General features: G+C 64.1%; 20 protein-coding genes. 7 read left to right on the top strand and 13 right to left on the bottom strand.

The annotated features are described in order from the left end of the window. Positions 1–128 precede the first annotated feature (128 nt). From X735_RS153270 to leuD, 4 genes are all read right to left on the bottom strand, one after another. Complete coding sequence (locus X735_RS153270) at positions 129–479, bottom strand: VOC family protein (RefSeq protein ID WP_023810903.1); 351 nt, start codon at positions 477–479, stop codon at positions 129–131. 11 nt (positions 480–490) lie between these two features. Next, positions 491–874: a RidA family protein gene (locus tag X735_RS153275; protein ID WP_023810902.1), complete on the bottom strand. Its 384-nt coding sequence runs from the start codon at positions 872–874 to the stop codon at positions 491–493. Positions 875–1185: 311 nt separating this feature from the next. Next, on the bottom strand, positions 1186–2115 hold the full coding sequence (locus tag X735_RS153280) for a hypothetical protein (RefSeq protein WP_023810901.1): 930 nt from the start codon (positions 2113–2115) through the stop codon (positions 1186–1188). Positions 2116–2199: 84 nt separating this feature from the next. Then, positions 2200–2805, bottom strand: coding sequence for a 3-isopropylmalate dehydratase small subunit (leuD, locus tag X735_RS153285; protein ID WP_023810900.1), 606 nt, complete (start codon positions 2803–2805; stop codon positions 2200–2202). Between the two features lie 127 nt (positions 2806–2932). Here leuD and X735_RS153290 point away from each other — a divergent pair, with 127 nt between their 5' ends. Further along, on the top strand, positions 2933–3358 hold the full coding sequence (locus tag X735_RS153290; RefSeq protein WP_023810899.1) for a GNAT family N-acetyltransferase: 426 nt from the start codon (positions 2933–2935) through the stop codon (positions 3356–3358). Positions 3359–3581: 223 nt separating this feature from the next. On the opposite strand, the gene X735_RS153295 is transcribed toward X735_RS153290, so the two are convergent. The 4 genes from X735_RS153295 to X735_RS01000000165785 are packed head-to-tail and all read right to left on the bottom strand — an operon-like array spanning position 3582 to position 8328. Further along, on the bottom strand, positions 3582–4748 hold the full coding sequence (locus X735_RS153295; RefSeq protein ID WP_023810898.1) for an FAD-binding oxidoreductase: 1167 nt from the start codon (positions 4746–4748) through the stop codon (positions 3582–3584). 29 nt (positions 4749–4777) lie between these two features. Further along, positions 4778–6376, bottom strand: coding sequence for an ATP-binding protein (locus tag X735_RS153300; protein WP_023810897.1), 1599 nt, complete (start codon positions 6374–6376; stop codon positions 4778–4780). After that, on the bottom strand, positions 6367–7059 hold the full coding sequence (locus tag X735_RS153305; RefSeq protein WP_023810896.1) for a response regulator transcription factor: 693 nt from the start codon (positions 7057–7059) through the stop codon (positions 6367–6369). Before X735_RS153305 ends, X735_RS153300 begins: the two co-directional genes overlap by 10 nt. 3 nt (positions 7060–7062) lie before the next feature. Next, complete coding sequence (locus X735_RS01000000165785) at positions 7063–8328, bottom strand: DUF4173 domain-containing protein (protein ID WP_348625581.1); 1266 nt, start codon at positions 8326–8328, stop codon at positions 7063–7065. An 867-nt stretch (positions 8329–9195) separates the two neighbouring features. Here X735_RS01000000165785 and X735_RS153310 point away from each other — a divergent pair. Both X735_RS153310 and X735_RS153315 read left to right on the top strand, forming a co-directional pair. Further along, entirely contained in the window at positions 9196–10086 is an 891-nt protein-coding gene (locus tag X735_RS153310; protein ID WP_023810895.1) for a CoA ester lyase, read from the top strand. Positions 10087–10137: 51 nt separating this feature from the next. Further along, a complete protein-coding gene (locus tag X735_RS153315; RefSeq protein ID WP_013528780.1) occupies positions 10138–10344 on the top strand; it encodes a DUF1737 domain-containing protein in 207 nt (68 codons plus the stop codon). On the opposite strand, the gene X735_RS153320 is transcribed toward X735_RS153315, so the two are convergent. Continuing rightward, on the bottom strand, positions 10331–10999 hold the full coding sequence (locus X735_RS153320) for a hypothetical protein (protein ID WP_023810894.1): 669 nt from the start codon (positions 10997–10999) through the stop codon (positions 10331–10333). The genes X735_RS153315 and X735_RS153320 overlap by 14 nt on opposite strands. Positions 11000–11174: 175 nt before the next feature. On the opposite strand from X735_RS153320, the gene X735_RS153325 reads away from it, so the two are divergent. Then, positions 11175–11861 (top strand): TetR/AcrR family transcriptional regulator, encoded by a 687-nt coding sequence (locus X735_RS153325; protein WP_023810893.1) that lies wholly within the window; start codon positions 11175–11177, stop codon positions 11859–11861. A gap of 31 nt (positions 11862–11892) precedes the next feature. On the opposite strand, the gene X735_RS153330 is transcribed toward X735_RS153325, so the two are convergent. Beyond that, positions 11893–12315 carry a metallopeptidase family protein gene (locus tag X735_RS153330; protein WP_023763026.1) on the bottom strand — a complete coding sequence of 141 codons (423 nt, stop codon included), beginning with the start codon at positions 12313–12315 and terminating at the stop codon, positions 11893–11895. Between the two features lie 183 nt (positions 12316–12498). On the opposite strand from X735_RS153330, the gene X735_RS153335 reads away from it, so the two are divergent. The 3 genes from X735_RS153335 (at position 12499) to X735_RS153345 (ending at position 18312) form a co-directional block, all read left to right on the top strand. Then, the gene (locus X735_RS153335) at positions 12499–13551 is read left to right on the top strand and encodes a hypothetical protein (protein WP_023810892.1); all 1053 of its coding nucleotides are present in this window, start codon (positions 12499–12501) and stop codon (positions 13549–13551) included. Continuing rightward, positions 13493–14968 carry a DUF6504 family protein gene (locus X735_RS153340; RefSeq protein ID WP_023810891.1) on the top strand — a complete coding sequence of 492 codons (1476 nt, stop codon included), beginning with the start codon at positions 13493–13495 and terminating at the stop codon, positions 14966–14968. The genes X735_RS153335 and X735_RS153340 overlap by 59 nt, the downstream gene beginning before the upstream one ends. Beyond that, the gene (locus X735_RS153345; protein WP_023810890.1) at positions 14965–18312 is read left to right on the top strand and encodes an error-prone DNA polymerase; all 3348 of its coding nucleotides are present in this window, start codon (positions 14965–14967) and stop codon (positions 18310–18312) included. The genes X735_RS153340 and X735_RS153345 overlap by 4 nt, the downstream gene beginning before the upstream one ends. A 225-nt stretch (positions 18313–18537) precedes the next feature. Here X735_RS153345 and X735_RS153350 read toward each other — a convergent pair whose 3' ends face one another. From X735_RS153350 to trxA, 3 genes are all read right to left on the bottom strand, one after another. Then, positions 18538–18777 (bottom strand): Trm112 family protein, encoded by a 240-nt coding sequence (locus tag X735_RS153350; protein WP_023810889.1) that lies wholly within the window; start codon positions 18775–18777, stop codon positions 18538–18540. A gap of 9 nt (positions 18778–18786) precedes the next feature. Continuing rightward, complete coding sequence (locus X735_RS153355) at positions 18787–19458, bottom strand: LON peptidase substrate-binding domain-containing protein (RefSeq protein ID WP_023810888.1); 672 nt, start codon at positions 19456–19458, stop codon at positions 18787–18789. Between the two features lie 103 nt (positions 19459–19561). Then, positions 19562–20563: a thioredoxin gene (gene trxA, locus X735_RS153360; RefSeq protein ID WP_023810887.1), complete on the bottom strand. Its 1002-nt coding sequence runs from the start codon at positions 20561–20563 to the stop codon at positions 19562–19564. Positions 20564–20569: the final 6 nt, after the last annotated feature.

Raw genomic sequence — 20569 nt, 5'->3', positions numbered from 1 at the left:
GGCTTTCGCCGATGCCGCTGCCGCCACCAGTAATGAAGACGCGCGCAACGAGTTCGTAATTGCAACTTGACACCCCAGATAGTCGCTCTCCCCCACTCACGTGGGGGCGAGGAACCCGAGCTAAACCATCACCTGTGCGAGAGAATGTTGACCAGCCGGCCGAACGGATCGCGCACATAGAAGCGCCGCACGCTCCAGGGCTCGTCGGCCGGTCCGTATTCGATGGCGAAGCCGGCGGCCTTCATGGCGTCGAGCGCCGCATCGACATCGTCGACCTCGATCGACAGATCCGGCACCGGCGTACCGGAGCCGCCTTGCGCCATGAAGCTGACCTGCACCTGCATCTCTTGATCGGAACCGTAGGTCGCGATCCAGCCAAGGTCCATCAGCACGTCGAGGCCGAGCACGTCCTGATAGAAGCGCTTCGCCGCCGCGATATTAGATGTCTCGATGTTGGCAACGATACGCCGGACTTTCATCGGCCTGCCTTTCATGCCGTGCGCCGCAGCGCCGTCACTTCGATCTCGATCTTCATTTCCGGTCTGTTGAGCTGGCAGACGATCATCGTCGCCGCCGGCCTGATGTCGCCGAACGTCTCGCCGAGGATCGGGAAGACGATGTCCACGAAGGCCTGGTCGGTGATGTAGTAATGCGCCCGCACCACATCGGTCATCTCGAAGCCGCCGTCACGAAGCGCCTTGCCGATCGTCGCCAGGCAATTGCGCGTCTGTGCCTCGACCGTATCGGGCATCGTCATCGTCGCATAATCGTAGCCGGTCGTTCCCGACACGAAACACCAATCGCCCTGCACCACCGCGCGCGAATAGCCGGCGGTCTTTTCGAAGGGCGAACCGGTGGAGATCAGTTGTCGCATGGGGTTCTCGTGAGTTGTGGTGGGCCATTTTGCAGGGAAAGGGCAGATCTGACCATGGGTCAACGCAGAGCGACTGGCGCTGCAAAGGCATTTTTATGTCGGCGGGACAGCACCCCCCTCTGGCCTGCCGGCCATCTCCCCCGCAAGGAGGGAGATCGGATGTCTCGAATGCTTTCGCCAGTTACAAACGGTGCAGAGATAGGCAGAGCGGCCAAGCTGCCGATCTCCCCCTTGCGGGGGAGATGCCCGGCAGGGCAGAGGGGGGTGTGAAGGATCGCGGCGAAACAGCTTTTGGTTCACCGCCGAAATGCCTAGTTCGCAGACCCCAGCGCCTTGTCCAACGCCGCCTTCACATCGGCCGGCCATGTCGCCACATCAGGCCACGCCTGCGGCTTGCCATTGTCGCCGCGGCGCGCAAAATAGAGCCTGTGCTGGGCCGGGTCGACCGCCATGAAGCCGTCATTGCCGCCGCAGTCATGCGGCACGCAGCCGCTGGCGTAGAAGGCGCCCGAAGCGGTCTTTTCCGTGCCGCCGCCGACCAGCAGGCTGGTCGCCATATCGGGCATGTCCTTGCCCAGCAGCTTTTCGGCTTCCTTGTAGACAGCCTCGTTGTGGAAGGCGTCGATGATGTTCTGGTACTTTTCCGGATCGATGTCTTTCCAGTCCGTGCCGGGTTCCGGCATGTAGGTCAGGTTGCCCGAAATCGTCAGCCCATCGGTCGGCGACCATTGCAAAGCCGGTTTCTCATCCCCCGGCAACAGATACGGCACGAAATAGATGGCATTGTCGGACACCGCCGAGGGCGGGGCGCCGCACTGGTCCTGCTCGACCATTGTGCTCTGGATCGTGCCACCTTCCGGTTTCCAGACGATCACCGTCGCCGGCCCGCATTGGTTGCCGCCGTCGCCGACATCGAACAGCGCCACCTTGACGCCGCCGACTTCCACGATTCTGTCAAAGAAGACGTCATAGTTCGTGGCCAGCTGCTGGCCGTCATAGGCAAGCACCTTCTCGCCATACTGTTCCTTCTGGGTGATGGTCAGCGTGCCGCCTTCGAAAGGGACGGGCGCCTGCTTGTCGTCATCGGCAGCGTCGGCGGCGTTCGTCCCCTGATCGGCGGACGGCTGGTCCGTCGCCGGGGCCGGCTGGGTGGCGGGTGCCTGTGTCTGCGCAAACGCGCTCACGGTTTGCCCCAGCAACAAGGCCAGCCCGCAAACGCCGGCAAGAAGCAAACGTGTCATGACTGTCCCTCCACTCAGTCGCAACGAACCCGGCGCAACGAAGGCCTGAAAAGCGGCCGGGCCTCCGCCTGGAGTGTGTACCGCTCAGGCCCAGGGGCGCTGTTCGGCGTTTCGCTTCTCGAACGAGGCGATGGCGCCGGCCTTCTCCATGGTCAGGCCGATGTCGTCGAGCCCGTTGAGCAGGCAGTGCCGCTTGAAGTCGTCGAGGTCGAAGGTCACGACACCGCCGTCGGGACCACGGATTTCCTTGGCTTCGAGGTCGACCGACACGGTGGCATTGGAGCCGCGCGAGGCGTCGTCCATCAGCTTCTCGAGATCCTCGGGGCTGACGGTGATCGGCAGGATGCCGTTCTTGAAGCAGTTGTTGTAGAAAATGTCGGCGAACGAGGTCGAGATGACGCAGCGAATGCCGAAGTCGAGCAGCGCCCATGGTGCGTGCTCGCGGCTGGAACCGCAGCCGAAATTATCGCCGGCGACCAGGATCTGCGCCTTGCGGTAGGCCGGCTTGTTGAGCACGAAATCCGGGTTTTCCGAGCCATCGTCCTTGTAGCGCATTTCGGCGAACAGGCCGGTGCCGAGCCCGGTGCGCTTGATCGTCTTGAGGTAATCCTTCGGGATGATCATGTCGGTGTCGACATTGACGATCGGCATCGGAGCGGCGACGCCGGTGAGCTTGGTGAACTTTTCCATGGCTTTTGCCCGTGTTTTCGTTGCGGGGGAATTTGCTGACGCCGGTTTACACAAAGCCGGCGGCAAATAAAAGGCAACTGTTCGTGCATGGTGGCACAAGCCAGCCCGATGGTGCAGTCTGACGGCCATGGCAGAAAACGCACACGTCCTCTATAACAGCGAAGCCGCGCTCGACATCGCCGAATTCCGGCGCGTGCTGGTCGAATCCGGCCTCGGCGAGACACGACCGGTCGATGATGAAGCACGGCTGCGGGCGATGCTGTCGGGCGCCAACCTGGTGCTGACCGCGCGCCTCGACGTCGAGGGCAAGCCGCTGATCGGCGTTATCAGGGCGATCACCGACTTCTCCTGGGTCTGCTACATCTCCGAACTCGCCGTTTCCCGATCGGCGCAGGGGCTCGGCATAGGCAAGGGCCTGATGGACGAGGCGCGGCGGCAGCTTGGACCATCGGTCGCCATCAGCCTGATCTCCATGCCCGACGCCGTCGGCTTCTACGAACGTATCGGCATGAAGCGCATGGCGGATGCCTTCTGGTTCGACCGCAAGGGCTGACGTGCGGTCACCTGACTTGCAACGGCTAGCGGGACAGCGCCCCCCTCTGTCCTGCCGGACATCTCCCCCGCAAGGGGGGAGATTGAGCGCTCAACCGCTTTCGCCAATTCCTGCGTCGCAGGAAAGAGCAAGGCGCTGAAGCTGCCGATCTCCCTTCTTGCGGGGGAGATGGCCGGCAGGCCAGAGGGGGGAACTCGACAGAACGGCGGTCTGCGCTGATCGCTCAAATCACATTCAATTCCCGGAACGCCCTTCCCTCCGCCACCCGCTCATACCCAAACGCCGAGCAGTCCACCGTGCGGTAGCCACCATGCACGATCAGTTCGGCCAGCGCCTTGCCGACCGCCGGCGCCTGCTGCAGGCCGTGGCCGGAGAATCCGTTGGCGAAGATGAAATTGCCGACTTCGGGATGCGGACCGATCACCGCGTTCTGGTCGAGCGTGTTGTAGTCGTAGTGGCCGGCCCAGGCGCGGGTCGGCTTGATTGCCTCGAAGGCGGGAATGCGGGTCGCCAGCACCGGCCAGATCACCTCTTCGAACAGCGGCCAGTTTACCTCGAAGTCACCGGGATCGGGTGCGCGGTCGCCTTCCTCCGGTTCGGCGCCGCCGGTGAGGTAGACCGAGCCTTCCGGACGGACATAGATGCCGGAGGGATCGACCAGCAGCGGCATGTCGGCATATTTCTCGCGCGCCTCGAAGACGAAGACATTGCGCTTGCGCGGCTCGACCGGCAGTTCAAGCCCGGCCATGGCAGCCACCTTGCCGGCGTTCGGGCCGGCGGCGTTGACGACGATGCCGGCCTTCAGCGTCTCGCCATTGCCGAGGCTCACCCCGGTGACGCGATTGCCATCGCGCGCGATGGCGGTGACATCGGCGGTGATGAAATCGACTTTCTTCTGCCGCAGCGCCTTGCGGAACAGCGTCAGCATCGCATGCGCGTCGAACCAGCCTTCGCCGGTGCGGCCATAGGCGCCGGCTGAAATGCCCTCGGTCGACAGCCACGGGAACCGGCGGGTAAGCTGGTCGGCATCCTCGAGCATGATGTCGGCGCCCTCCGCGATCTGCGCCTCGTGATTGCTCTTGAGGATCGGCAAGCCGTCCTCGCCTGCAAGGATGAGGTAGCCGCCCTCGCGAAAGCCGATATCGGCGTCATCCCCGAACTCTTCCTTCAGCCGCCGGAACAGTTTCAGCGTGAACTGCGTCAGGCGGATGTTTTCCGGGATCGAGAATTGCTGGCGGATCGAGGCCATGGACAGCGTCGTTGCCGCATGCGCGAATTGCGGGTCGCGCTCGACCAGCGCGATCGTGCCGGAAAATCCTTGCTCACGCAGGTAATAGGCGACCGAGGAGCCGACGATGGCTCCACCGATGATGACGATGTCGTAGCGCATTTTTTCTCCGATCCGGCCGATGGTGTCCGTCACGCCACCGGCACAATGATCTCGAAGCGCGTGCCGCGTTCGCTGTCAACCAGCGCGATCATACCATCATGCGCTTTCAGGAGGGCCAGCACGATGCCAAGCCCCATGCCGGTGCCGCCCTGCTCGCGCCGCGTGGTGAAGAACGGCTCGAAAATGCGCGCCCGGTTGCTGGGCGAAATGCCGGCGCCGTCGTCGCTGACCAGGATGCTCGCCTTGCCGGCGCTCGTAGCCGAGACAGAAACCGCCGTCGCGCCGTGCCTGGCGGAATTGTCGATGAGATTGGCCAGCACGATAGCCGCGTTCTCGGCCGATATGCGCAATCTGATGTCGCCGCCGGCTCCGACGCAAACCGCCAGCCTGTTGTCGACGGGCAGCAGCGCCAGCGCCGCACCGATCGATGTGCTTTCGCCGCTCGGCGCCAGGTTTTCGGCACGCGCTAGGTCGAGCAGACGGCGAACCAGCAGATTGAGCCGCCCGGCGTCGGTGACGATATTGTCGGAAAAGCGCCGCCGCTCCGTATCGTCCATAGCGCCACCGGAATCGCGCAGCAGTTCGGCCGCGCCCTGGATCGCTGTCAGCGGCGATTTGAGCTCGTGCGAGACATGGGTGGCGAAAGTCTGGATGCTGTCCGACCGCGCCTGAAGCTTTTCGGCCATGTCGAGGAAGGCTGCGGACAGCTCCGCCATCTCTCGCGTGCCGTGATGGTCGAGCGGCCGGATCGCCGTGCGGTCGCCGGCGGCGATGCGCTCGGTGCGGTCGATCAGCGCATAGATCGGCCGGCTGACGGTGCGCAGGAAGATGAGACCGATGAGCAGCGTGCCGCCGAGAATGGCAATCGCCGCCAACGTCACCTTGCCGCGTTCGCCATAGAGATGTTTGATGATGTTGTTGGGCGTCCGCGACACATAGACGACGCCGGCGACCTTGCCGTCGACGGCGACCGGCAAAGCGACGAAGACCCGCACCTTGGTGCCGCGGCTGACCGAATAGAGCGGTGGCGCCGGCTGGTCGGGAATGCGCAGCCTGAGCGCGCTGGCATAGTGACCGGCAAGCGCTGCGCGCACCTCCTCGGCCGCACCGAGCGACTGGCCGACCTCGCCACGACCGGCGATGACGACGCCCCGGGGATCGAGCAGCCGGAAGCCGGCCAGCGTGGTTTTCTGCGTGGCGTCGAGAATACCGGACAGACGGGTACCGATCGCGGCAAAGGTGGGATCGACGATCGCAGGCATCGCCGCCGGCCGGGTCGGCAGCACATAATCCGAGGCAAGATCGAGTTGCGGCTCGATTGGCCTGTAGAGCGGGTCCGGATTGTCGCTTCGGCTTGAAGCTCCGCTTGGCCTCGGCATCGGCGCGCCGAGCTTGTCCGCCGCAATACCGGCGTCACGCACATCCTGCGCATAGATGGCGGCGATGGCCGCCCCTTGCGCGATCAGCTCCGCTTCGGTCTGGCGGATCAGCTGGTTCTCGTAGAGACGGAAGAAGAACAAGCCGACCAATGGCAGGGCCATCACCATGATCAGGATGGCGACGACGACCGTGGCAAGCCGTGGCCGCCATTTGCGGCCGACCCATTTGCCGGAAGTCGTCAGCCGCATCGGCCGAGCCGGAAGCCGACGCCATGCACCGTCTCGATAACATCCAGGCAACCCACTGCTGCCAGCTTGGCGCGGATGTTGCGGATATGGCTGTCGACGGTGCGGCCGGCGACATGGATGTTGCCGGCATAGGCACTGGCCATCACCGCGTCTCGGTCGAGCACATGCGCCGGCCGCGCCAGGAACCCCTTCAGGATCGAGAACTCTATTCCTGTCAACGATAGCGCCTTGCCGTCGAAGCTGGCAGCGTGACTGGCCGGCGCCAGAGCCAGTTTGCCATGCGAAAACTGCCTGTTGTCGACCGGTTCGGGCGCCGCCGGGCGGGCGCGCCGCAGGATGACGTTGACGCGGGCGACCAGCTCGCGCGGGCTGAATGGTTTCGTTACATAGTCGTCGCCGCCCATTTCGAGCCCGAGGATGCGGTCGATCTCCTCGTCGCGCGCGGACAGGAACAGCACCGGCACATCGGATGTGTGCCGCAGTCGCCGGCAGACCTCCAGCCCGTCCATCTCCGGCATGCCGATGTCGAGCACGACAAGATCCGGCGCCCGGCGTCCGATCGCTTGCAGGGCGGCGGCACCGTCGGCCACCCCTGTCGTTTTCATGCCGGCCTTTTCCAGCGCAAAGCAGATCACTTCGCGGATGTGCGGGTCATCGTCGGCGACGAGGATGTGATGCGGCATGGATCAGCGGCCCGGCATGGAAGGTTCGATAGCGGAGGGAATCACGAACGGCCCCTTGGTGTCGAGATATCGAAGCAGCCGCCAGTCGCGAAAGCTCCAGGCCCGCCAGTTCTGCTGGATAGTTCGATACCAGATTTCATCACTGCCGCGCACGCCAGCCAGTTCGCGGTTCGTGCCGGCGGCCGCCGTCTTGCCCTGCTGCTCGAGGAACCGATCGAGTGCGGGAAACGCGCCCGGACCGAGCGAGTGAAGATACCAGGCGTCTAGGGGAATGCCCTGGCCGGTCATTTCGAGGGAATGGTCGACATTGTAGTTGGCGATCGTCGCTGCAAAATTGATGAAACAGCCGGCATAAAGCGCCAGAGATAACGTCAGAAGATTGGCGGACAGCAGCCATTCGTTGGATTTTCCCAGTGCGATGCGGGCGATGATCAGGGCAAGCCCCGATGCGACCAGCCCCATCCAGACGAAGGCGGCGACGCGCCAGTAGGTCAATGCATAGATGCCGACATAGAGGTCGAGCCGCAGGATCGACGAAATGACCAGCATGATGTTCTGCGCCACCCAGGCATAGACCAGGCGGCGGATGAGCGGATCGGCCGATGTCTCGCTGCCTGGCCGCAGCGCCGCCAGCACGAAGCCGGCGGCAAGCAGCGCAGTGACGATCAAGGGATAGGCGCCACGATGCGCGTAGGCCGCGTAGCTCAGCCCGTCCGGAAGGGCCGCCCCGCCCCACAGATAGGTGGCGTCGAGCGCCGTCTGCAGCGCAAACAGGACGTTGAAGATGATCAGGGCGCGCAGGATGGCGGCCTTGCCGAACAGGATGTCTTCGATGGTGGTGACGGTTTTGTCGGCTTGAGCGCTGACGGCCGGCGCCGCGTGCGGGATGCGACGAACCAGGCGCGGCAGGCGCGGCCGCAGAAAAGCCCAGACAGCAGCTAGCACGAACAGCCAGAAGGCAATCCGCGCCAGCTGGATAAGATCGAGCAGCCTCACGAGGTCGATCAGCGACAGCCAGTAGTCGATCACCGGGTTGGCGGCGCCGAACAGCGCCAGGAAGACCGCGCCCAGCGTCAGCGGCATCACCCAGACGGCGATCGCCGCCAGCCGGATGCGCCGTCGGCCGAACCGGCGCGCCGTCTTGCGCCAGCGGATGAAATCATTGGCGAAGCGGAACGGCGCCGCCAGCCCGAACAGCGCGATCTGGCCGGCAATGCGGGCGATGCTGTGCCGCAGCCGCCCGCTCAGCGAAAGCGCAAAGACGGTCAGCGCCGCCAGCGCGATCGAAACCGACAGGGTGCTGACGTTTTCAGCCNGCTCAGCGAAAGCGCAAAGACGGTCAGCGCCGCCAGCGCGATCGAAACCGACAGGGTGCTGACGTTTTCAGCCAGCGGCAGCAGCGCGACAAGCAAGGCGGCGGGCTTGAGCCAGACCCTGCCGTCGCTGAAGGCCGCGGGATGCACGGCGACCACCGCGGCGGCAATCAGGGTGGCAAACAGGAAAACCGTGATGCCGGCGGGTTGGCCATAAAAGAGAGAATCCGCAAGTGCTGCCAGCAGGATGGCGACACCGAAGCGGCTGCAATAGCTCGGCGCGGCGGTGAAGAAGGATATCATGACCTGGCCTTCCTGATGGCGTCCGGCCGGATTGCCGGCGGGGTTCTGCGGACAAAGGGAATGAGGGTTGCGACAGGACACGCTCGCAGCGGATCGGCTAGCACCAGCCTTCGCTGCGCAGCCGGTGAGGCAGACGGGGTTTTGCTCTCTTTTGCATGGTGCCTGTCTCGCAGGGCGGCGGGGAGACGGCAGGGCGGATCCGAGGAGGTTTTCCGCAAGCCTGTGCAGTTTTCGTGCAGGCAATTGAGGTTGAATTCGCCATCTTTCTAACGTGGGCGCTGCCCCTCGCCTGCCTGCCGGCATCCTCTCCCCGTAAACGGGGCGAGGGATGCTCTTATCTCCGGTTTCGCCAATCTCCAGCGTCGCAAGAAAGGCGCCGGCGTTGCGGCCAGCTACTCTCGCCCCGTTTACGGGGATGTCCGGCAGGACGGTGAGGGGCAGCACCAGCTTTCGCGATTGGCTCGCCTCAGGTACAAGTCGGGCGCTTGCCTCGACCGCCCGCAGGCGGCATAGATCACCCATGGAAACCTATCGCCCGCGCCGCTCCGTGCTCTACATCCCGGCCTCCAACGACAAGGCCTTGGCCAAGATCGCGCAGCTTGCCTGCGACGCAGTCATCATCGACCTGGAAGACGCCGTCGCTCCGGCCGACAAGATCACTGCCCGCGAAAAACTGGCCAGCATTTTCGCCGGCCATCCCGTTGCCAGCCATATTGGCAGACGCTGCGAGATGATCGTCCGCATCAATGCGATATCAAGCGAATGGGGCGCCGACGACCTGCTGGCTGCCGCAAGCTGCGAACCCGACGGCATCCTTCTACCCAAGGTCGACACGCCGCGCGACCTGCTCGAGGCCGGCGATGTGCTCGACGACAATTTTGCTCCCGACAGCGTGAAACTATGGGCGATGATCGAGACGCCCAAGGCGCTTCTCAACATCGGCGCCATCGCCGAGCTTAGCCGTGATCCGGCCTCTCGGCTCAATTGTTTCGTTGCCGGAACGAATGATCTGGTCAAGGAGACCGGCATTCTGGCAACGCCTGATCGACGCTACCTCGTGCCATGGCTGATGCAGATGGTGCTGGCCGCGCGCGCCGGCGGCATCGACATGCTCGACGGCGTCTCCAACGATTTTCGTGACCTCGACGCTTTCACACATGAATGCGCGGAAGCCGCAGCCATGGGGTTCGACGGCAAGAGCCTTATCCACCCGGCCCAGATCGAAGCCGCGAACCGAGCCTTTGCGCCGTCCATGGAAGCGGTGGCCGAGGCGCGCTCGGTGAAGGAAGCCTTCGCGCTGCCGGAAAATGCCGGCAAGGGCGTGATCGCGCTGAACGGCAGGATGGTCGAGCGGCTGCACTTGGCGCAGGCCGAAAAACTGCTGGCGAAGGCAGCCGCCATCGGGTCATAAATGCTCGATGGATGCGGGCGAGCTATAGCTACTCACGACAGGAATTGAACAATGAAACTCTACCGCTTTCTGTCCGCTCCGGACGATGCCAGCTTCTGCCACAAGGTGACGGCGGCGCTGAACAAGGGCTGGCACCTGTTCGGCTCGCCGACTTATGCCTACGACAAGAAGGCCAAAGCGATGCGTTGCGGCCAGGCCGTGGTCAAGGATATAGACGGCCAGGAATACGGACCCGATACGAAGCTCAGCGACTGGTAGGCTCCGCTCGCATCCACAGCCAGCCGGCCAGCCAGGCGATGGCTGCCGCAAGCGTCACCAGGCCCAGGTCAAGAGCCCACTCCGGCACGAACGCACGGAGCGCGATAGGCGCCGCGCCAATGAAATAGAGGGCGAGCGGAATGCGCGGCACGCCTCTTGCAACGACAAGAGAGATTACAAACGCCAGCGTCCCAAGCAGAAAAAGAACCGAACTGGCGACCAGAGCCAGCCCGAGAGGGCCAGCGCGCAGATCGATGATGGTTGTCAGCGGAAGTTTCGAAAATACGAGATTGATCACCACTTCCACACCGACCAAACTTGCCAGTGCAACGAAGTTGATGACAAACGCGATGGTGCCGAACAGGCCCGCGCGCCGGCCAAACGCAAGAAACAGGCCGACGACAAGACCAAGCGCCAATATCTCGGCGACCGGTGCGAGAAGTTGCGTCAGATCGGTGGTCGCGATGAGCGCGCTGCGTTTGGCTGCGTTGACCAGAAGAATGAGCGCGCTTCCCACCCCGGCGACGGCGGCAAGCCGATAGAGCGGAGTGCTCGACTGGATAGTGGAATTTTCCTTGCGCTGAGGTTCTTCGACTGAACTCCTCAGCGAAATGAGCGATTGCGGACGGCGGGGTTCGGCGGTTCTGGCAAGCATCTTCGTTTCCTCATCCGGGAAAACGGGAGCCGCGAAGACCGCAGGCCTGTTCCGATCCCATCTGTAATCACTGCTTACATGCTCTTGCCTGCATTGTAAACAGTGATTACATAAATCGCGGATCGTGCTACAGATGCGTGAAGCAGGCCTCCGGAACGAAAACGAAGGAGAAGAGATGGCAAACGCCAAGACGCCTCACCGCACCGGCTACCACCATGGCCATTTGCGGGACACGTTGATCGATGCTGCAATTCAACTTGTCGAGGAAGGCGGCCCCGACAATGTAAGCGTGCGCGAAGCCGCAAAGCGGGCCGGCGTTTCCCCCGGCGCCCCCTTCCGGCATTTTCAGTCGAAAACAGCGCTGCTGACCGCGGTCGCCGAACAGGCCATGAACCGGCTGACAGAGGCCGTTGCCAATGCACTTTCAGCAGTCGACAGCGCGGATCCCATCGTGGCCTTCGAAGCAATCGGACAAGGCTATCTGGAATGGGCGATCGCCAATCCCACGCATTTCCAGATCATCAGTTCCCGAACCCTGATTGATTTCGACGCGTCGGACAGTCTTCGCGGTCAGAATGAGGCCATTCGCCGGAAGATGATCGACCTGCTGACCCAAGCGCAACACCAGGGTCAACTGGCTGCGAACGCGGATTTCGATCATCTGGTTCTTGCCGCTCGTGCCTTTGTCTATGGGTTGGCACGAATGGTGGTTGATGGTCATTTTCCGGAGTGGCATCCGTCCGAGCCGCCATCGCTCGCCGTGCGCAAGGCGCTGCATCTTTTCATCAGCCGAATGACCAACCTATCTGAAGCGGGATCCCAGAAACCCTTGCCGCCGCTGGGTTCTGGACCGACTGGATAGGAATGGACATTTCACGCGACGCAGGAACCAGCTATTCCGCCGCCTCTTCGATCTTCTCCATATCATCGTCCGACAGGCCGAAATGGTGGCCGATCTCGTGGATCAGCACGTGGGTGACGATGTCGCCCAGCGTCTCTTCGTTCTCGGACCAGTAGTCGAGGATGGCGCGGCGGTAGAGCGTGATCCGGTTCGGGCCTTCGCCGGTCTGCGGGTTCCAGCGCTCGGCGATGCCGCGTCCCTCAAACAGCCCGAGCAGGTCGAACGGCGTCTCCAACGACAGATCGTCCATGATCTCGTCGGTCGGGAACTCGGCGATCTGGATGACGATCTCGCCGGTCAGCTTGCGAAAATCCTCCGGCAGATGGGCGTACGCCTCCAGCGCCAGGAACTCCATTTCGTCCATCGAGGGCGAGAGTTCGTCGTGCCAGGTGCGGGTCTTGTAGATGCGGGCCATGCTTTGTCCTTTGATCCCGGCATATAGGCTTTCGCACCGTAATCGGCAAATGACACGGGCCGATGCGCCTGCGCCATCCGCGCGGAGAGGAATAAATTCCCCATGTGTCTGCTTGACTCTTGAGATGCGCTCTGGAATCTATAGGGAACATAACAGGAACAATGTGAGTGGAAGCTGACCGTCATGGCGATGACCGCCGTGGCGCGGGAGACTGTGTTTGCCCTGCGCCGCCAGATCGCGAAAATCGAGGGAACGCTGCCCGAGCGCTTGGCTGCGCCGGCCGCCGCGCCCTTTGATGCCGACGTCAACACCGATCTCACAATCGTCCGGCGCGGCATTGCCGCGGCGTTGCCGGATGCGTTCCTGCCTATTGGGGTCGAGCGCCTCGACGCCGCCCTGAGCGGCGGCCTGCCGAAGGCCGCCCTGAGCGAAATCCATGGTACGCAAACCCGCGATGCCGGGGCCGTCGCCGGCTTCGCTTTGTCGCTCACAAGCCTGATCCTCAAGCAAACGCCGGGGCTGCCGGTGCTGTGGATCGGCACATCGGAGATCTTTCGCGAGGCCGGCTTTCCCTATGCCAGGGGGCTTCACGCCTCGTTCGGGATTGAGCCGGAGCAATTGCTGTTTTCCGAGGCACCGAGACTTGTCGATGCGCTGTGGGTCGCCGAGGAGGCGGCCCGGATGACGGCGCTCGCCGCGGTCATCCTCGAAATTCGCGGCAATCCGCAGCGGCTTGACCTGACCGCGACACGCCGGCTGCATGCAAGGGCGCAAGCGGCCGGCCGCCCGGTGTTCCTGCTGCGGCAGGCGGCCGAGCCCGAACCGACGGCGGCACCCGTCCGCCTCATCGTCACGTCGGCACCGGCGGTGCCGCGCGACACCATCGCCGGGCCGCTGGCCGGCTCGATCGGCCGCCCGGCCTTCACCCTCACCATCGGCAAGAGCCGCACGGCCCTGCCTGGACAATTCACACTGGAGTGGAATCCCGATGAATGCGCATTCGACGAAAGAGCGGGCGACGAAAGAGCGGGCGACGAAGGAGCAGGTGGGGGAAGAAACCGGCCAAAGAATCCTGTCCCTGTGGTTTCCCTATCTGGCGGCGGAAAGGGTCCTGCGCCAGCGTCTGGGGCGGTCCTGGCGTTCCCGGCCGTCGGATCACCCATCTCACCCGCCGCTCGTGATCAGCCATCGCGACCGCAACGCACAGCGCATCTCGGCCCTCGACGAGCGGGCTGAGGCGCTGCACCTGAAGCGCGACATGGGCATCGCCGATGCGCGCGCCATGCATCCGTCGATCGACATCGTCGAGGCCGATCCGGAAGCCGACCGCCGTCTGCTCGAAGGCCTTGCCGACTGGTGCGACCGCTACACCCCGCTGGTGGCGCTGGATGGCGCGGACGGCCTGTTTCTCGACGTCACCGGCTGCACCCATCTGTTCGGCGGCGAACGTGCCATGCTGGACGACATCCTGTCGCGCTTCTTCCATCAGGGTTTCGATGTCCGTGCCGGGCTTGCCGCGACGCCGGGCGCGGCCTGGGCGGCGGCACGGTTTTGCGGCGACCGCATCATTGTGCCAGGCGAGGAGGAAGCGCTGCTGGCNCCCCTGCCGCTGGCCGCGCTGCGCATTGAGCCGGCGACCCGCACCAGCCTGGAAAGCGTCGGCCTGCGCACGGCGGGCGCCGTCATGGCGGCACCGCGCGCGCCGCTCGCCCGCCGCTTTGGCGCCTTGCTGCTCCTGCGCCTCGATCAGGCGCTTGGCCGTCTCGACGAAGCGGTGTCGCCGCGCCTTCCCGTCGCGCCGCTTTCGGTCGAACGCCACCTCGCCGAACCCATCACCCTGACCGAGGACATCGAACGGCTGGTGGGCATGCTGGCGGCGACCTTGAAAACCGATCTCGAGCGCCGCGGCGAGGGTGCCAGGACACTGGCGCTGCTGCTCTTTCGCGTCGACGGCGCCGTCAGCCGCATCGCCCTCGGCACCTCGCGGCCGATGCGCGAACCCATGCTGATCCAGAAACTGTTCCATGAAAGGTTGGCCGCGCTCGAACAGGATATCGATGCCGGCTATGGTTTCGATCTGGTGCGGCTCTCGGTGTTGGCGGCAGCCACCTTCGGCATGCAGCAGGCCGATCTGACTGGCGAAACGACCGACGACGGTGCCGATATCGCGCTGTTCGCCGACCGCATCCGCGCCCGGCTCGGCGAGGGGGCGGTTCTCCGGCCGGTCGCGGTCGAAAGCCATCTGCCGGAGCGTGCCGTCGCCACGATCCCCTTCACCGAAGCGCCGCGCCGGACCACGCCGCCGAAGAAGCCGGACAGGCTGCAGGCACCAAAAACCATTTTTCCGCCGGAACGGCCGATCCGGCTGTTCCGCTCGCCCGAACCCATCGATGTGCCGGCCACTGAAATGCCGGAAGGACCACCGCTGAACTTCCGCTGGCGGCGCGCGCTCTACCGGGTCACGCGCGCCGAAGGGCCGGAACGCATCGCCGCCGAATGGTGGCGCGAGGCAGCGAGCGATCCGATCACGTCAACCCGCGACTATTTCCGTATCGAGGACGCCGATGGTCGCCGCTATTGGCTTTACCGGCAAGGTCTTTACGGCAACACGCAGGTGCCGCCGCGCTGGTTCATGCATGGTGTCTTCGCATGAACGCGCTGACCGTCATTCCCTTTGCCGAGTTCGGCATCCAGTCGAATTTCTCCTTCCTGCGCGGCGCCTCCAAGCCGGAGGAGCTGGTGGTCGCGGCCAAGCTCCTGGGCTTCTCGGCGATCGGGCTTGCCGACCGCAACACGGTGGCCGGCGTGGTGCGCGCCTGGCAGCAGGCCAAGGTCGAAAAACTCTCCTATCATCCCGGCTGCCGGCTGGTTTTTGGCGACGGCACGCCGGACATCCTTGCCTATCCCCAGGACCGCAAGGGCTGGGGGCATCTGTGCCGCATGCTCACCCAAGCCAATCTGCGCGACGAGAACGAAAAAGGCGCCACCCTTCTCCAGCGCGGCGACCTCCTCGAATGGGGTGACCTGATGTCACTCGCAGTCCTGCCCGGTCTGTCGGCGGGCGCGGAAGATAGTCTTCCCCTGCTTCGAGGCCTCAAAGGCCGCTTCGGCAGGAACCTGCGGCTTGGCGTTTCGCCCGACTACGCCGGCAATGACCGTTTCCGCATCGAGCAGGCCGCGGCTCTTGCCGAGAGCGTCGGTATTCCGCTGATGGCGACCAACGACGTTCTCTACCACACGGCCGAACGGCGCCCGCTGCAGGACGTGCTGACCGCGATCCGCCTCAACACGCCCGTCGCCGAGGTCGGGCTGCAACTCACCGCCAATGCCGAGCGTCATCTGAAGCCGCCAATGGAGATGGCGCGCCTGTTCCGCAGGCATCCGCAAGCATTGGCCGAGACCTTGCGGTTTGCGGAAGAATTGACCTTTTCGTTGAGCGACCTTCAGTACAATTATCCGAACGAGCCGACGGAATCGGGTCTTGGCCCACAGGCTGAACTGGAGCGGCTGGCTCGGGAGGGAGCGGCCAACCGCTATCCGGCGGGTGTGCCGGATTCGGTGATCAAGCGCATCCAAGAAGAGCTCACTCTCATCGAGCGCCTCAACTACGCCCGCTATTTCCTGACCGTCTACGACATCATCAAATTCGCCCGTGGCCAGGGCATTCTCTGCCAAGGACGTGGTTCGGCCGCCAATTCGATCATCTGCTTCTGCATCGGCATCACCGAAGTCGGACCCGACAAGATCGATACGCTCTTCGAGCGCTTCATTTCCGAGGAGAGGAACGAGCCGCCGGATATCGACGTCGACTTCGAGCATGAGCGACGCGAAGAGGTGATGCAATACATCTATACGAAATACAGCGGCAAGCGCACAGCACTTGCCGCCGCCGTCATCAGCTATCGCGGCCGGTCGGCGCTGCGCGAAGTGTCGAAGGCAATGGGCCTGTCCGAGGATATCAGGACGTCCCTTTCCGGCTCGATCTGGGGCTGGTCGACCTCGGAGCTCGGCGAGAAGGAAGCCCGCGCCGGCGGCCTCGACCGCACCGATCCGGTGTCTCGGCATGTGATGGAACGCGCCAACGAGATCATGGGGTTTCCCCGCCATTTGTCGCAGCATGTCGGCGGCTTCGTCATCACAAGGGACCGGCTCGATGAGATCGTGCCCATCGTCAAGACGGCGATGGACCAGCGCAAGATGGTGGAGTGGGACAAGGATGATCTCGACGCAGTGAAAATCCTGAAAGTGGACGTGCTGGCGCTCGGCATGCTGACCTGCCTGCAACGCGCCTTCACCTTGCTCACTGAGCATTATCCAAAGGCGAGGGACCCGTATGGGCAGCCCTATGTGCTGGCCACCCTGCCGCCGGAGGACAAGCAGGTCTACAAGATGATCTGCCGCGCCGACACGCTCGGCGTCTTCCAGATCGAATCGCGCGCCCAGATGTCGATGCTGCCGCGCCTTGAGCCGAAAACCTTTTATGACCTTGTCATCGAGGTGGCGATCGTGCGGCCGGGCCCGATCCAGGGCGACATGGTCCACCCCTATCTGCGCCGCCGGCAAGGCAAGGAGCAGGCCGAGTATCAAAAGCCGGAGCTGGAGGCGATCCTCAGCAAGACGCTTGGTGTGCCGCTGTTCCAGGAACAGGCGATGAAGATCGCCATCGTTGCCGGCGGCTTCAAGCCGGGCGAGGCCGATGAACTGCGCCGTGCCATGGCCACCTTCAAGCGCACCGGCACCATCGGCAATTATCGTCGCCGCATGATCGAAGGCATGGTCGACAAAGGCTACACGAAGGACTTCGCCGAGCGCTGTTTCAAGCAGATCGAGGGCTTTGGCGAATATGGCTTTCCCGAAAGCCATGCCGCTTCCTTCGCCCTGCTCGTCTACGCCTCCTGCTGGTTCAAGACCTTCTATCCCGACGTGTTCTGCGCCGCGATCCTGAATTCACAGCCGATGGGGTTTTACCAGCCGGCCCAGCTCGTGCGCGACGCAAGCGACCATGGCGTCGACATCCGCGACATCGACGTCAATTTCTCGGTCTGGGACTGCACGCTGGAGAAAGCGCCTTTCGATCCGACCCGTATCCTCCCGCGCCATGCCGAGATGCGCGGCGTCATCGAGACGAAGCATGCCGTCCGGCTCGGCTTCCGCCAGATCAAGGGCCTGTCGAAGGAGCGCATGGCGGCCTTCGTCGAACGGCGCGGCTCAGGCTACGGATCCGTCCGGGATGTCTGGCTGCGCTCCGGCCTCGATGTCGGCGAGATCGAGCGGCTGGCGCAGGCCGATGCCTTCCGCTCGCTCGGCTTTGATCGTCGCGAAGCCTTGTGGGCGGTGCGCGCGCTCGACGGCAAGAGCGCCGCCGAAAGGCTGCCGCTGTTCGACCAGCCGGCGCTTCGCCTGCGCGAGCTGGAGCCCGAGACGAAGCTGCCGAAAATGCCGCTCGGCGAGCATGTCATCCATGATTACCGCGCGCTCGGCCTGTCGCTGAAGGCGCATCCGGTCGCCTTCCTGCGCGAGCGGCTCGACCGCGCCGGCGTCATCCCCAATGCGAACCTGCCTTCCGTGCGCGATGGCAGGCGCGTCTCCGTCGCCGGCCTCGTGCTGGTGCGGCAGCGTCCCGGCAAGGGCAACGCGATCTTCCTGACGCTGGAAGACGACAAGGCGGTGGCCAACGTCATCTTCTGGCAAAGAACCTTCGACCGTTACCGACCCATCGTCATGGGTGCCCGTTTCGTCAAGGTCACCGGAAAATTGCAGTCGGAATCGGGCGTGGTCCACATCGTCGCCGAGAGGATCGAGGATCTGACGCCCTGGCTGACCGTGCTTCTGGAGAAGGTCAGCGGGGCCATCCCGGCGGTTCCTCCGGGAGACCTCGCCAAGGAGCGTTCGGATCGCTCCAGCCCCGCCAAACAAAGCGCACCGATCCGGCAGGATCTCGCAATGCTGTCGGAAGAAGCGGAAAGGGTCATGCCCAAGGGACGGAATTTTCAGTAGTGTCAAAAACTTCGATGGCAGCGGGACAGCACCCCCCTCTGTCCTGCCGGACATCTCCCCCGCAAGGAGGGAGATTGGCAGCTTTGGCGCTTTCGCACATTCCAGCAACCGTGGAGATTAGCGAAAGCCGAGACTACATCCAATCTCCCCCCTTGCGGGGGAGATGGCCGGTAGGCCAGAGGGGGGTGCTGTCCCGCCCACCTCGCCAGCCTGTGGTGCAAGAACTCAGCCCGGCCCACCCAAGCGTGGCGGCGGCGGGGCGAGCACGTCCTCCACCGAAAGCGTCCGCGCCTCGGAGGGCAGCATGATCGGGATGCCGTCACGCACCGGATAGGCAATCTTGGCGACCCTGGAAATCAGTTCGCCGCGCTCTGGATCCCAGGCCAGCGGCCCCTTGGTCAGCGGGCAGGCCAGCAGCTCCAGCAGCTTGGGGTCGACCTTCCTCTCGTCACGTCCGTCCGCCATCGCGCCCTCTTACTGCAAACTCGAGCCAAAATCCTCATTCTCGCGCGCCAGCGCCATTTCGGTGATGGCGATCAGCGTCTCCGCCCGGGTCTTCAGGTCGGCTGCTTCGAGCAGCGCCTGTTTCTCGGCCGGCCCGTAGGGCGCCATCATCGACAGCGCATTGACCAGCATGGCATTTTCGGCGCGGCTGACGCTTTCCCAGTCGGCCTCCAAATCGTTGGCCTGCAGATAGGCGCGAAACGCCTTGAGCAGCGATGGCCGGTCGATCTCGTTGTCCGCCTGATCCTCGTCGAGATCGGCAAGGAAAGGCGCGGGCTTGCACTGGCGAAACGGCGTCTTGACCGTCAATTCGTGGGCGATGCGGAACCGGCACACGCCCTGCAGCGAAATCAGGTAGCGGCCGTCGCCACTCTCGGAAAAGGCGATGATGCGCCCGGCGCAACCGACATTGCAGAGCTCCGGCTCGCCATCGCCGCGCAAGGCGCCGTCGAGACTGGGCTGGATGACGCCGATGAGCCGCGAGCCGGCAATCGCCTCGTCCACCATCTGCAGATAGCGCGGCTCGAAGATGTTGAGCGGCATGCGGCCTCCCGGCAGCAAAAGCGCACCCTCGAGCGGAAAGATCGGGATCGTCGACGGCAAATCCTTGGCGAGCCGGTAATGCGCGTTTCCCGCTTGCACCATATTCCTCCGATCGCTTCACCAGAAGCGCGTCATCGCAGTTCTAATCTGGCGCAGTCATGGCCGACGCCAAGCCCGTGCGGCAAAACAACCGGTAAACGGCTCAGGAAAACAGCAATGCCGACAATTTGCGGCGCGCGGCAAGCGTTGCCTCGTCGGTCATGCCCCATGCCTCGAACAGCTGCAGCAATTGCGTCCTGGCGCCATCCTCGTTCCAGCTTCGGTCGGCCTTGATGATGGCCAGCAGATTGTCTGCGGCCGCGGTGCGGTCGCCGTTGGCGTTCTGGATCATGGCCAGATCGAAGCGCGCCTGGTGATCCCCAGGATTTTCCGCCAGCCGGCGCTCGAACTCGGCTGGATTGCCGAGAGCTGCCGCTTGCGCTGCAACCGCCATCCTGGCGCGCAGGGCTGCCAGTGGCGGCGCATCCTTCTTGGCCTCCGGGGCTGTTGCCAAAAGCGCCTCGGCGCCTTCCGTGTCGCCGGCGTCGAACAACAGTTCGCCCAGTCCGGCGATCGCCTCGATCGTCTCCGGCGCCTGCGCCAGGACGGCGTCATAAATGTCGGCCGCGGTCTGCATGTCGCCGGCCTCGCGCGCTTCGGTCGCCGCTGCCAAGGCTTCCGCCACCGGCGGCGCGCCGTTGCCCTTGCCGCCGACCTTGGTGATGAATTCGTTGATCTGGCTCTCCGGGATGGCGCCCATGAAGCCATCGACCGGCTGGCCGTCCTTGAAGGCGATGACCGCCGGGATAGACTGGATGCCGAGCTGGCCGGCGATCGAGGGATGGTCGTCGATGTTCATCTTGACCAGCTTGACCCTGCCGCCGGCGGCCTTGACCGCCTTCTCCAACTGCGGCGTCAGCTGCTTGCAAGGCCCGCACCAGGGCGCCCAGAAATCGACCAGCACCGGCTGGCGGCGCGATTCCTGGATGACATCGGCGGCAAAGGCAGCCGTCGTCGTGTCCTTGATCACATCGGCGGGAGCGGCGGGCGCATCGCCAAGCGCGACTTTCGCCGGCGCCGGCGCCGCTCCACCATACTGCACCGAGGTGGTGTACTGGCCGCCATTACCGCCAAAGGAGCCGCCGAACGGATTGTTGTCGCTCATCTCTTT

The sequence above is a fragment of the Mesorhizobium sp. L2C084A000 genome (assembly GCF_000502875.1).
Classification (GTDB): Bacteria; Pseudomonadota; Alphaproteobacteria; order Rhizobiales; family Rhizobiaceae; genus Mesorhizobium.
The sequence above is the reverse complement of the archived record's forward strand: the minus strand, read 5'-3'. Positions and strand labels throughout refer to the sequence as shown.